This window comes from Stenotrophomonas sp. Steno-Z4, from assembly GCF_056393145.1.
On record NZ_JBWJPC010000005.1, the window covers coordinates 22,998 to 35,041 of the forward strand.

General features: G+C 66.9%; 11 protein-coding genes. 5 read left to right on the plus strand and 6 right to left on the minus strand.

Going from position 1 to position 12,044, the window contains the following annotated elements:
• Positions 1-98: 98 nt before the first annotated feature.
• From AC06E7_RS12655 to rpsU, 6 genes are all read right to left on the minus strand, one after another.
• The gene (locus AC06E7_RS12655) at positions 99-1,091 is read right to left on the minus strand and encodes a bile acid:sodium symporter family protein (RefSeq protein ID WP_478064959.1); all 993 of its coding nucleotides are present in this window, start codon (positions 1,089-1,091) and stop codon (positions 99-101) included.
• A 52-nt stretch (positions 1,092-1,143) separates the two neighbouring features.
• Positions 1,144-1,731 (minus strand): protein tyrosine phosphatase family protein, encoded by a 588-nt coding sequence (locus AC06E7_RS12660; protein ID WP_478064960.1) that lies wholly within the window; start codon positions 1,729-1,731, stop codon positions 1,144-1,146.
• A gap of 24 nt (positions 1,732-1,755) precedes the next feature.
• Positions 1,756-3,480 (minus strand): DNA primase, encoded by a 1,725-nt coding sequence (gene dnaG, locus AC06E7_RS12665; RefSeq protein ID WP_478064961.1) that lies wholly within the window; start codon positions 3,478-3,480, stop codon positions 1,756-1,758.
• A 64-nt stretch (positions 3,481-3,544) separates the two neighbouring features.
• Positions 3,545-4,495 carry a YihY/virulence factor BrkB family protein gene (locus AC06E7_RS12670; RefSeq protein WP_083214047.1) on the minus strand — a complete coding sequence of 317 codons (951 nt, stop codon included), beginning with the start codon at positions 4,493-4,495 and terminating at the stop codon, positions 3,545-3,547.
• Between the two features lie 180 nt (positions 4,496-4,675).
• Positions 4,676-5,122 (minus strand): GatB/YqeY domain-containing protein, encoded by a 447-nt coding sequence (locus AC06E7_RS12675; protein ID WP_093532977.1) that lies wholly within the window; start codon positions 5,120-5,122, stop codon positions 4,676-4,678.
• Positions 5,123-5,237: 115 nt separating this feature from the next.
• Positions 5,238-5,453: a 30S ribosomal protein S21 gene (rpsU, locus tag AC06E7_RS12680; RefSeq protein ID WP_002808376.1), complete on the minus strand. Its 216-nt coding sequence runs from the start codon at positions 5,451-5,453 to the stop codon at positions 5,238-5,240.
• 167 nt (positions 5,454-5,620) lie between these two features.
• Between rpsU and tsaD the strand changes: the two genes are divergently transcribed.
• From tsaD to AC06E7_RS12705, 5 genes are all read left to right on the plus strand, one after another.
• Positions 5,621-6,646, plus strand: a complete 1,026-nt coding sequence (gene tsaD, locus AC06E7_RS12685; protein WP_478064962.1) for a tRNA (adenosine(37)-N6)-threonylcarbamoyltransferase complex transferase subunit TsaD — start codon at positions 5,621-5,623, stop codon at positions 6,644-6,646.
• A gap of 622 nt (positions 6,647-7,268) precedes the next feature.
• Positions 7,269-7,622 carry a dihydroneopterin aldolase gene (folB, locus tag AC06E7_RS12690; protein ID WP_093532979.1) on the plus strand — a complete coding sequence of 118 codons (354 nt, stop codon included), beginning with the start codon at positions 7,269-7,271 and terminating at the stop codon, positions 7,620-7,622.
• Positions 7,623-7,755: 133 nt separating this feature from the next.
• The gene (locus AC06E7_RS12695; RefSeq protein ID WP_478064963.1) at positions 7,756-9,018 is read left to right on the plus strand and encodes a mechanosensitive ion channel family protein; all 1,263 of its coding nucleotides are present in this window, start codon (positions 7,756-7,758) and stop codon (positions 9,016-9,018) included.
• An 82-nt stretch (positions 9,019-9,100) separates the two neighbouring features.
• Positions 9,101-11,275: a beta-glucosidase BglX gene (gene bglX, locus AC06E7_RS12700; RefSeq protein ID WP_478064964.1), complete on the plus strand. Its 2,175-nt coding sequence runs from the start codon at positions 9,101-9,103 to the stop codon at positions 11,273-11,275.
• A 128-nt stretch (positions 11,276-11,403) separates the two neighbouring features.
• Entirely contained in the window at positions 11,404-12,027 is a 624-nt protein-coding gene (locus AC06E7_RS12705; RefSeq protein ID WP_478064965.1) for a hypothetical protein, read from the plus strand.
• Positions 12,028-12,044 lie beyond the last annotated feature (17 nt).

Consider the following 12,044-nt stretch of genomic DNA (forward strand, 5'->3'; position numbering starts at 1 on the left):
TCCGATGATTGTCATGCCCACCATCGGCTGATCACCGTTATCGGCGGTCGTTTGGGAAGCGACCCTACCAACATCGCCGCGTACCGCGTGCTGCGCCGTCAGTCCAATGGCGCGGGGTTCACCACGGGGTCGCGTGCGTAGCGCTGTGCGATCACCGCGCAGACGATCAGCTGGATCTGGTGGTAGATCATGATCGGCAGCACGATGGCGCCCAGGCTGCCGCCGGCGAACAGGATCTTGGCCATCGGCACGCCGGTGGCCAGGCTCTTCTTCGAGCCGCAGAACAGGATGGTGATGCGGTCTTCGCGGTTGAAGCCCAGCCGCCGTGACAGGAAGGCAATCGTCGGCATGGCGATACCCAGCAGCACCGCCGCCACCACCGCCACGGTGAGCAGCGACAACAGCGGGGTCTTGCTCCACAGCCCTTCGTTGACCGCTTCACCGAAGGCCGAATACACCACCAGCAGGATCGTGCCCTGGTCGGTGTAGCGCAGCAGCGCACGCTGCCGTTCCACCCAGCGGGCGATCCATGGGCGCAGCAGGTGGCCGACCACGAACGGCACCAGCAGCTGCAGCATGATGCTCAGGATGGCCTGGCCGGGGTTGTGCATGCCGCCTGCGGTGCCGGCCAGCAGGGCCAGCAGCAGCGGGGTGAGGAACACGCCGAGGATGCTGGACAGCGAAGCGCTGACCACCGCCGCCGGCACGTTGCCGCGCGCCAGCGAGGTGAACGCGATCGATGACTGCACCGTGGACGGCAACGCGCACAGGAACAGCACGCCGATGTACAGCTCGGGGGTGAGCAGCCAGCCATCCAGCGGCTTGAACGCCAGCCCGAACAGCGGGAACAGCACGAACGTGCAGGCCAGGATGGTCAGGTGCAGGCGCCAGTGCAGCAGCCCGGCCATGATCGATTCGCGCGGCAGGCGCGCGCCGTGCAGGAAGAACAGCGCAGCGATGGCCACGTCGGTGACATCGTCCAGCACCATGGCCGCAGGACCGTGCATCGGCAGGAACGACGCCAGCAGCACGGTGCCGAGCAGGGCGAGGGTGAAGTTGTCCGGTCGCAGGCGCGACCACCAGCGGGTCATGGTGGGCAGGCTCCTGTAGAGCAGGGGGAAAGGGGGTGAAGCGGCAGCAGCTTCAACGCGCGGTGTCCTGCTCGAGCAGGGTGCGGGTCTGGGCCTCCAGCGAGGTCATGCCGGCCTCGCGGCCGAACTGCAGGGCCTGTTCGGTGGATGCGCCCTGTTGCGCTTTCATCAGCGCCAGCAGCGCGCCGACGCGGTTGCCGGAGGCACAGTGCAGCAGTACCGGGCCGTTGGCCTGGGCCAGTGCGGCCTGCAGGGCCTGCACCTTGGCGGGGGTCAGGCCGGCAGCACCGGCGACCGGGATGCGCACGTAGTGCAGGCCGAGCGACGCCGCCGTGGCGGTTTCGTCGAAGCCGCGGTCTTCGGTGGGTTGGCGCAGGTCGATCACGGTGGTGATGCCTGCCGTGGCGGCCTGCTGCAGTTGTGCTGCCGTCGGTTGTCCGCCGGTGTAGAGGTCTTTGGCCGGATTCCTGAAGGTTCGGGCGAGGTCGGCTTCGGCCAGCGAGGCAGGGCCTCGCTCTACCAGCCGAGCATCCAACCCATCCTGCGTAGAGCGGGGCCCTGCCTCGCTGCTGGCCGGAGCAAGCAACACCAGGCACATCACGCAGGCACTGAAGAAGGCGGGGCGGTTCCAACGTCGCATCACTTCACCTTCCTCCCTCATCGGTCAACGCAGCGTGGCGCGCGCCTTCAACAGCTCGCGCAGTTCGTACTTGTCAGTATCGTCCAGACCCTGCTGCCGCTGCTTTGCCTGAAGCTCCTCCAGACGTTGCAGCAACAGCTGTTTTTCCAGCTGCGCCACCGCATCGTGCAGTTCCTGGTTCCACATCGCCTCATCGCCGGGCAGCGTCTGCGCGGCCAGCTTGTGCAGCGATTCCTGCTCTTCGCGGCCTTCGAAGTGCTCCAGCAGTGCGCCGGTGCTGATGTCCGGGCGTTGTTCCACCAACGTGAGCAGCTCGATCAGCAGCTCCACCCCGGGCAGGCGCAGGCCGCTGAAGTGGTGGCCTTCCAGCGTCATCGCCAGCGACGGCTGCTGCAGCAGGATGGCAATGGCCGCGCGTACCAGGCTGCGCCGCTGCGCGGGTGCCACGGCGCGTCCCGGCGGGCGCGATGCCGGCGCGGCCGCCGGTTTGGCGCCCAGCCCGGTCAACGTGGCCAGCTGCTGCTTCATCAGGTCGCCGAAGGCGCCATCGGGAATCTGCGCCAGCATCGGCCGCGCGCGTTCGGCCAGGCGTGCCTTGCCATCCAGCGTGGCCATGTTCACTTCGCGGGTGAGCTCATCGAAGAAGAACTGCGACAACGGCGTGGCCTGCTTCAGGCGCTCGTCAAAGCCGTCCTTCCCTTCCTTGCGCACGATGGTGTCGGGGTCTTCGCCATCGGGCAGGAACAGGAAGAATGCCTGGCGGCCATCCTTCATGCGCGGGAGCACCGATTCCAGCGCGCGCCAGCCGGCGCGGCGGCCGGCGGCGTCGCCGTCGAAGCAGAAGAACACATCCGGCGCGTTGCGGAACAGCAGCTCGGCATGGTCCGGCGTGGTGGCCGTGCCCAGCGTCGCCACCGCCTGGGTGACCCCGAACTGGAACAGCGAGACCACGTCCATGTAGCCTTCCACCACGATCAGCCGTTCGATCTTCTGGTTGGCCTGGCGCACCTGCCACAGGCCGTACAGTTCGCGCCCCTTGTGGAACAGCGCGGTCTCGGGCGAGTTGAGGTACTTGGGGCCGTCGTCCTTCTCGAGCACCCGGCCGCCATAGGCGATCACGCGCCCGCGCCGGTCGAAGATCGGGAACATCACCCGGTCGCGGAACTTGTCGTAGACATGGCCGCGGTCGTTCTTGGAAAACAGCCCGGCGCGGTCAAGCAGCTTCATGCGCCGCTCGTCCTTGCCCAATGCATCCTTCAGCGCGCTGTAGCCATCGGGTGCGTAGCCGATTGCAAAGCGCGTGCGGTTCTCCTCGTCCACGCCGCGCTGGTCCAGGTAGGCACGGGCGGTGTCGCTGCCCTCCAGCGACTTCTGGAAGAAGCGCGTGGCCGCATCCAGCGCGGCGTACAGCTCGCGGCTGTCGTCCTGCTGCTGGGCGGTGCGCGGCTGGGTATCGCGTGGTACTTCCATGCCCACGCGCTTGGCCAGCTCATCGACCGCGTCTAGGAACTCCAGGCGGTCATAGTTCATCAGGAAGCTGATCGCGGTGCCGTGCGCGCCGCAGCCGAAGCAGTGGTAGAACTGCTTGGTGGGCGAGACCGTGAACGAGGCCGAGCGCTCGTCATGGAACGGGCAGCGCGCCGAATATTCCTTGCCCTGGCGCTTCAGCGGCACGCGGCTGCCCACCACTTCGACGATGTCGGAGCGGGCCAGCAGGTCGTCGATGAATGCGTCGGGGATACGGGCCATGGGCAGCAGCAGGGGGCACGGCCGGCAACGGCCACGCACGGAAGCGGGGGACCCCGCTAGTCTACTAGCTGGCGGTGCCTTCGCCCGGTTTCGGCGGCACGATGCCGGCCTCGGCCAGGTGCACGCGGGCACGCAGGCGCTCGTCGATCACCGCCGTCATCAGCGCGCCCACGAAGAACACCACCGTGGCGTAGTAGATCCACACCAGCGAGATCACCAGCGCGCCCATCGAGCCGTAGGCGCTGCCCGGCGCCACCGTGGCGATGTACAGCCCGATGGCATAGCGGCCCAGCGCGAACAGCGCCGAGGTGATCACCCCGCCGATGAACGCCTGCCGCCAGGCCACGCGCCGGTCGGGCAGGTAGTGGTAGAGGAACGCGAAGCCCACCGTGTACAGCAACAGGCTGGTCAGGTAACCCACCGCCGGCAGCACCGAGGGCAGTTGCGCGAACGCCACCTGCAGCATGGTGGTGGCGGTCATCGACAGGATCAGCAGGAAGCCCAGCGCCAGCACCACGCCGAAGGAAAACACGCGCTTGCGCAGCCACGCCACGATGCCGTCCAGGCGTTCGCCGCTGGTGTTGAAGATCAGGTTGAGCGCGTTCTGCAGCTGGGCGAACACCGCCGTGGCGCCGATGAACAGCAATAACGTGCTCCACATCCCGGCCAGCGAGCCCATCGAGGGCTGGTTGTCGGCGTTCTTGAGCACGGTATCGGCCACGGTGGCCGCGCTGCTGCCGGCCACATCGTTGATCTGGCCGATCAGCGCCTGCTGTGCGGGCGGGTACAGCGAAGCGGTAAGCCACAGCAGCAGCACCAGCAACGGCGCCATCGACAGCAGGGCATAGAAGGACACCGACGCGGCTTGGGTCAGCACGTCCACATCGACGAAGCGTTTGCCCACGGCAACCGGGAAACTGCGTTCAAGCCGGTCCACGTACTTGCGCAGGCGGGGCGGAACGCGGGAAGGGTCGTGCGCGGGCTCGGGCGCGGGAGAGGGTGGCAGCGAAGACATGCCTGGATTTCTAGCAGGCCCGGTTCGAAGACCGGGTGAAACGCGGGCCCATCAACGGTGGGCGCCCACTGGTAGGACACGCAAGGTGCGGCGAAAGCCGCACCTAACGTCGTTTACGACGGCCCGAAGGGTGCCCGCGCGCAGCGTGGGCATACCGTTGGTCGTGTCCCCCCCGCTCACTCAACCGGCGAAGTGCGCCTTCACCAGCTTGGAGACCAGGCCCATGTCGGCCTGGCCGGCCAGCTTCGGCTTCAGTGCGCCCATCAGCTTGCCCATGTCGGCGGCGCTGGCGGCGCCCGTTTCGGCAACGGCGGCCTGGATCGCAGCCACGATCTCGGCTTCGCCCATCTTGGCCGGCAGGTAGGTGTCGATCACCACCAGTTCGTCGCGCTCGATCTGCGCCAGGTCTTCACGCTGGGCTGCTTCGTACTGGCTGATCGAGTCCTTGCGCTGCTTGACCATCTTGTCGAGCACGGCGATCACAGCGGTGTCGTCCAGCTCGACGCGCTCATCCACTTCGCGGCGCTGGATTTCCGCCTTGATCAGGCGGATCACGGACAGCTTGTGCTTGTCGCCCGCCTTCATGGCGGCCTTCATGTCTTCGGTGAGCTGCAGCTTCAGGCTCATGGAACACCTCGTATCGATGAAAAGGGTGGAAACGCAAAAAGCCGGTAACGCTCGCGCGTTCCGGCTTCGGCTCCGCCGCGACAGGACAAGCCTGCCGCATCGAAGTTGCGTCCGATCAGTACAGGCGCTGACGCTTGGTGACGTCGCGCGACGAGCGGCGCAGCTGACGCTTCACAGCAGCGGCAGCCTTACGCTTGCGCTCCTGGGTCGGCTTTTCGTAGAACTCGCGCTTGCGGGTTTCGGCCAGCACGCCGGCCTTTTCGCAGGTGCGCTTGAAGCGACGGAGCGCAAACTCGAAGGGCTCGTTCTCGCGGACTTTAACGCTGGGCATGGAATCTCCGGGACACAGTAGAACCGGGTCACGCCCGGTGAGAGCCGCACATTATAGCGGCGAGAAAAGAAGTTGCAACCCACCCCGGCAAAGATCCTGGCCTGGGGTAGTGAAGGGCACGTCGGCGGTACGTCTGCCAAGGCCTCAAGAGGTCCATAATACCCGTTATGCGAGTCCTTGGTATCGAATCTTCCTGCGATGAGACCGGCGTAGCGGTGTATGACACCGCCGTGGCCGGCCCGGACGCCCTGCGCGCCCATGCCGTGTACAGCCAGATCGCCCTTCACGCCGAATACGGCGGGGTGGTGCCTGAACTGGCCAGCCGTGACCACGTGCGCAAGCTGCTCCCCCTGATCCGCCAGACCCTGGCCGAGGCGGGGCTGGGCGTGGGCGACATCGACGGGGTGGCCTACACGGCCGGCCCGGGGCTGGTCGGCGCCCTGCTGGTGGGCGCGGGCGTGGCCCGTTCGCTCGCCTGGGCGCTGGAGGTGCCTGCGGTGGGCGTCCACCATATGGAAGGCCATCTGCTGGCCCCCCTGATGGAAGACGACCCGCCGGAGCCGCCGTTCGTGGCCCTGCTGGTGTCCGGCGGGCATACCCAGCTGGTGGCGGTGGACCGGATCGGTCAGTACCGCCTGCTCGGCGAGACCCTGGACGATGCCGCCGGCGAAGCCTTCGACAAGACCGCCAAGCTGATGGGCCTGCCGTACCCGGGCGGCCCGCAGCTGGCGGCCCTGGCCGAACATGGCACCCCGGGCAGGTTCAAGTTCACCCGCCCGATGACCGACCGGCCCGGGCTGGATTTCAGCTTCTCCGGCCTGAAAACCCAGGTGCTGCTGGCCTGGCGCGACAGCGACCAGAGCGAGCAGACCCGCGCCGACATCGCGCGCGGCTTTGAAGATGCCGTGGTTGAAACGCTGGCCATCAAATGCGAGCGCGCGCTGGATGCGGCCGGTACCGACGTGATCGTGGTGGCCGGTGGCGTGGGCGCCAACAAGCGCCTGCGGGCCAAGCTGCAGCAGATGGCCGAACGCCGCGGTGGCCGGGCGTGCTTCCCGCGCCCTTCGCTGTGCACCGACAACGGCGCCATGATCGCCTTCGCCGGCGCGCTGCGCCTGGAGGCCGGCCAGCACAACCCGCCGCAGGTGCAGGTCACCCCGCGCTGGGACATGGCGACGCTGCCGGCGGTGTAGCAGATGGCCACCGCGGCCCATGGATTCGGGTAAGCGCATCGGATACGGCGTTGCGGGTCACCACCTCTCCAATGTGCAGCGGCACCAGAAACGCGGCGGAGATGCGTGCATTCCAGAGGTACAGTTCGAGTGGTGTGCACTGTGTGCTGCAGGTGACTGCACAATCGAATGTGCGCAGCCGTTCTTCCGACAAAGCACGTCTTACAGCGTCTTCCATATGCACACTGCTGGCCCCTCATGTCCGATGGGTGGAGGATGGAGTGGCAGGCGGTGCTGTGAACATCAGGGATCAGGAGGCTGTTGCGAGGTTGTCTCAATCGATCTGCGGAGCCTGATTGACTGTCTCTATTGAATCGACCGCAAGAGCGAAACTCGTCCCAATTCCAGTCAAGAATGGTTGACGGCGTAGCGCCGCCCACGTAATTTCTGCCTCACGCGCCACCGGGACTCGCGGATGGGTATCCCATCTCCACCCGGGGACAAGAGGTAAAGCAAAGGGCTCCGCGCGGGGCCCTTTGTCTTTTTCGGCCCGCATTTCACACGGGGCGCCGCCAGGCACCGGTTCGAGGCACGTTCGGGGCCGTCCCGTTACCATGGTCGCCATCTTCTACGTGGCACTCCTATGGACAAGGTATTCATCGAAGGGCTTGAGATCGATGCCCTGATCGGGATCTACGACTGGGAACGGCGGATCCGCCAGACCCTGCGCTTCGATCTGGAAATGGGCTTTGACAACCGCAGGCCGGCGGCCAGCGACGATATCGCCGACACCCTGAACTATAAGGCCGTGAGCAAGCGCATCGAGCAGTTCGTGCGCGAATCCGACTTCGGCCTGGTTGAAACCCTGGCCGAGCGCATCGCCGAGATCGTGCTGCGCGAGTTCAACGTGCAGTGGCTGCGCCTGAAGCTGAGCAAGCCCGGCGCGGTGCGTGGCGCCAAGGCCGTGGGCGTGATCATCGAGCGCAGCGCCGCCTGAGGCACCGCTGCCCGGCACTGACCGCGCAGCTGTCGCACGGGGCGCGCCCCGGTCGCGCAGCTGTCGCAGGGGCCGCGCCCCGGTAGCGCCGACTGTCAGTCGGCCCTCGCAATACCAAGAGAATCCGTAAACGATGGTAGACGCCGTAATCGCAGTACAACTCCTGGAAAACCTGCAGGACACCCTTGAACCCTGGCCCTGGGCCTATACCACCATCGTGCTGTGCGCATTGGCGCTGGCCGCCTGGCTGGCCAACTTCGTCACCAAGCGCATCCTGCTGCGCGGCCTGCGCCGGCTGGTGCGGCGCCTGCCCGGCACGGAAGGCGGCAGCAACCTGCGGGTGATCTCGCGGCTGTCCAACGTGGTGCCCAGCATGGTCATCGCCGCCGGCATCCGCATCGTGCCGGATCTGCCGCCACAGCTGGTGGAATTCATCATCGGCGCCTGCCGGGCCTGGGCGGTCCTGACCGTCGCGCTGGCGGTCTCGCACGCGCTGGATGCGGCCAACGAGCTCTACGAGCGGCGCCCCGATGCCCGCAACAAGCCCATCAAGGGCTATCTGCAGGTCGTGAAGATCGTCGTCTTCGTGGCCGCAGGCCTGGTCATTGTTGCTGAACTGCTGGGCCTGAAGCTGGGCCCGATGGTGGCCGGCCTGGGCGCCGCCACCGCCGTGCTGATGCTGGTCTTCCAGGACACCATCCTGTCACTGGTGGCCAGCGTGCAGATCAGCGGCGATGGTCGCGTGCGGCTCGGCGACTGGATCGAAATGCCCAGCCAGAACGCCGATGGCGATGTGATCGATATCGCCCTGCACACCATCACCGTGCAGAACTTCGACAAGACCATCACCACCATCCCGACCAAGAAGCTGGTCACCGAGTCGTTCAAGAACTGGCGCGGCATGCAGGAAGCCGGCGGCCGCCGGATCAAGCGCGCGCTGTACCTGGACCAGCACAGCGTGGGCTTCCTGGACGCGGCGGCATTGCAGCGGCTGGAGCAGTTCGCGGTGCTGGGCGACTACCTGCGTGAGAAGCAGGCCGAGCTCACCCAGTGGAACACCCAGCTGCAGGCCCAGGGCGTGGCGGCAGTGAACGCGCGCCGGGTTACCAACCTGGGAACCTTCCGTGCCTACGTGGAGCGCTACCTGCGCCAGCACCCCGGCATCCATACGGATATGACGCTGCTGGTACGGCAACTGCAGCCCACCACCGAAGGCCTGCCGCTGGAGGTGTACTGTTTCACCCGCACTACCGCTTGGGCTGGCTACGAAGGCATTCAATCAGACGTGTTTGACCACCTGCTGGCGATCCTGCCGGCGTTCGGGCTGCGCGTGTTCCAGGCCTCCAGCGATGCCATGTTGATGACCGCACAGCAGCAGCGGGCCGCCGCAGAGTAAGCTCCTGTGCCCCGCGCTTTGCTTTGCTGGCGGCGGGAACGCTAGAATCTCGGCCTTGTAAACGTTTTCATAAGGATAGCCGGTGGCCTCCGATCGCATCGAAACCCTCATTGCCCAGATGACCGTCGAAGAAAAAGTCGGCCAGCTGGGTGTGTTCGCGGACATGGTCCGGCCGTTCGCGCCGGACGTGAACCCCGAAGCCAATGTCAGCAACGCCGACCAGGTGCTGCAGCAGGTGCGCGAAGGCAAGGTGGGCTCGCTGTTCAACGGCGTGGGCGTCGAGGCCGGCCGCCGCATCCAGAAGGTCGCCCTGGAAGAAAGCCGCCTGGGCATTCCGGTGATCCTGGCCGCCGATGTCATCCACGGCATGCGCACCGTGTTCCCGATCCCGCTGGGCGAAGCGGCCAGCTTCGAACCGGACCTGGCCCAGCGCACCGCGCGCGCCACCGCCGTCGAGGCCACCGCGGCCGGCCTGCACTGGACCTACGCACCGGCGGTGGACATCGCCCGCGACCAGCGCTGGGGCCGCGGTGCCGAAGGCGCCGGTGAAGACGTGGTGCTGGGCTGCGCGTTCGCCGCCGCCCGCGTGCGCGGCTTCCAAGGGCCGGACCTGCGCGCCGCCGACGCGCTGCTGTCCACCCCGAAGCACTTCGCCGCCTACGGCGCGGTGATGGCCGGCATGGAATACAACATGGTGGACATCTCGCCGCAGACCCTGCGCGACGTGCACCTGCCGCCGTTCAAGGCCGCGTTCGAGGCCGGTGCGATCACGGTGATGTCCTCCTTCAACGACATCAACGGCGTGCCCGCCAGCGCCAACGCCGAACTGCTCACCGACATCCTGCGCGGTGAGTGGCAGTTCCCGGGCGTGGTGATCTCCGATTACACCGCCGACATGGAACTGGTCGCGCACGGTTATGCCGCCGACGACCGCGACGCCACCGCCAAGGCCTTCACCGCCGGCCTGGACCTGAGCATGCAGAGCGGCTTCTACGCCGAACACCTGCCGGGCCTGATCGACAGCGGCGAGGTGCCGATGGCCACGCTGGACGAATCCGTGCGCCGCATCCTCAACCTGAAGGAAGCGATCGGCCTGTTCGACGATCCCTACCGTTCGCTGGATCCGGTGCGCGAAGCCGATACCTCCTACATCGCCGCACATGACGAACTGTCGCGCGATGCCGCGCGCCGTTCCATCGTGCTGCTCAAGAACGAAGGCAACGTGCTGCCGCTGCGCAAGGAGGGTCAGAAGATCGCCCTGATCGGCCCGTTCGTGCAGGACCGCGACAACATCGAAGGCTGCTGGACGCTGTTCGGCGACAAGTCGCGCTACGTCACCCTGGAAGCCGGCGTGCGCGCGGCGATCCGCGATGAAAGCCTGCTGGAGATCGTGCCCGGCTGCGACCTGGAAGCGGCCGTGCAGGACGGCATCGAACAGGCCGTCGCCGCCGCACTGCGTGCAGACGTGGTGGTGCTGGCGCTGGGCGAACCGCAGCGCTACAGCGGCGAAGCGCAGTCGCGCGTGGAAATCACCCTGCCGGCAGCGCAGCAGGCGCTGGCCGAGGCCGTGGCGATGACCGGCAAGCCGCTGGTGGTGCTGCTGCGCAATGGTCGCGCGCTGGCCCTGCAGGGTGCGGTGCGCAATGCGCAGGCCGTGGCCATCACCTGGTACCTGGGCACGCAGACCGGCCCGGCCGTGGCCGATGTGCTGTTCGGCGATTACAACCCGTCCGGCCGCCTGCCGGTGAGCTTCCCGCAGGTATCGGGGCAGCAGCCGTTCTTCTACAACCACCCGCGCACCGGCCGCCCGGAACTGCCGACCATGTCGGAGTTCAAGGCCCGCTGGCGCGAGATCCCGAACGCGGCGCTGTATCCGTTCGGGCACGGCATCGGCTACACCACCTTCGGTTACGGCGTGCCGCAGTTGAACAGCGCCCAGCTGGGCTGGGATGACACCCTGGAGATCACCACCACCCTCACCAACACCGGTGCGGTGGCGGGTGAGGAAGTGGTGCAGCTGTACATCCACGACCGCGTGGCCAGCCGCGTGCGGCCGGTGCGCGAGCTGAAGGATTTCCGCAAGGTGGCATTGCAGCCGGGCGAGAGCACGGACGTGCGCTTCACGCTGGATCGTCATGCGCTGGGCTTCACCGGCCGTGATGGCGTGTTCCGTGCGGAGCCGGGCCAGTTCGATGTGTGGGTGTGCGCGTCGTCTGCCGCCGGTGAGCCGGTGATCTTCGAGCTGCTGGCCAAGTGACGTGGCGCCGGGCCCTGCCCGGCGATCCATCACCGCGCGCTTGCCAGGCAGGGCCTGGCACTACCGTCATGGGTGCTGCACGCCATACGGGCTACGCTGGCATCTTCGAGATATCGACGGAGCCGTGCATGCGCCTGATCAAGATCCTGCTACCCACGTTGATGCTGGCTGCGTGCAGCCAGCCCACGCCGCCGGCCAACGAAGCGGCGGCGCCCTCGACATCGCCGCCGGCCACTGCGCCCACGGCCGCCGAGGATGCGCCGCAGGCCGGGTTGTCACCCGATGCGGTGGAACCGAGCACGGCGGCCACGCCGGATACGGCTCCTCCGGTAGCGGGGACCGATTCGGCGGCGACGCCTGCGGATGCATCTGCCGAAGCCGAGGGTGGCGCACGCGAGCGCATCACCAAGCTGCTGGGGGATGCCGCCCCGTACGAAAGTGTGTTCAACGAACTGCAGCGTGGTGTTGCCGCAGGCGACCGTGCCGCGGTGGCCGGGCTGATGCGGTACCCGGTGCGGGTCACCATCGCCGGCAAGAACCAGAAGGTGGCTGATGCTGCAGCTTTCCAGCGCGACTACGACAGGATCGTGACCCCGGCGTTGGCCAAGCTGATTGCCGAGCAGAAGTTCGACACCTTGTTCGTCAACTGGCAGGGCGTGATGCTGGGTCAGGGCGAGGTGTGGATCAACGGCACCTGCCTGGACAAGGAATGCACGAAGAGCGACGTCAAGGTCAACAATATCGGGGCCTGATGCCAAGAGCGTACCGA

Coding starts and splice junctions, on each gene's coding strand:
- AC06E7_RS12675 (WP_093532977.1), bottom strand. CDS start 5,122: ATGAGCCTGAAGCTGCAGCTCACCGAAGACATGAAGGCCGCCATGAAG.
- AC06E7_RS12660 (WP_478064960.1), bottom strand. CDS start 1,731: ATGCGACGTTGGAACCGCCCCGCCTTCTTCAGTGCCTGCGTGATGTGC.
- AC06E7_RS12655 (WP_478064959.1), bottom strand. CDS start 1,091: ATGACCCGCTGGTGGTCGCGCCTGCGACCGGACAACTTCACCCTCGCC.
- folB (WP_093532979.1), top strand. CDS start 7,269: ATGGACAAGGTATTCATCGAAGGGCTTGAGATCGATGCCCTGATCGGG.
- rpsU (WP_002808376.1), bottom strand. CDS start 5,453: ATGCCCAGCGTTAAAGTCCGCGAGAACGAGCCCTTCGAGTTTGCGCTC.
- tsaD (WP_478064962.1), top strand. CDS start 5,621: ATGCGAGTCCTTGGTATCGAATCTTCCTGCGATGAGACCGGCGTAGCG.
- dnaG (WP_478064961.1), bottom strand. CDS start 3,480: ATGGCCCGTATCCCCGACGCATTCATCGACGACCTGCTGGCCCGCTCC.
- AC06E7_RS12670 (WP_083214047.1), bottom strand. CDS start 4,495: ATGTCTTCGCTGCCACCCTCTCCCGCGCCCGAGCCCGCGCACGACCCT.
- AC06E7_RS12695 (WP_478064963.1), top strand. CDS start 7,756: ATGGTAGACGCCGTAATCGCAGTACAACTCCTGGAAAACCTGCAGGAC.
- AC06E7_RS12705 (WP_478064965.1), top strand. CDS start 11,404: ATGCGCCTGATCAAGATCCTGCTACCCACGTTGATGCTGGCTGCGTGC.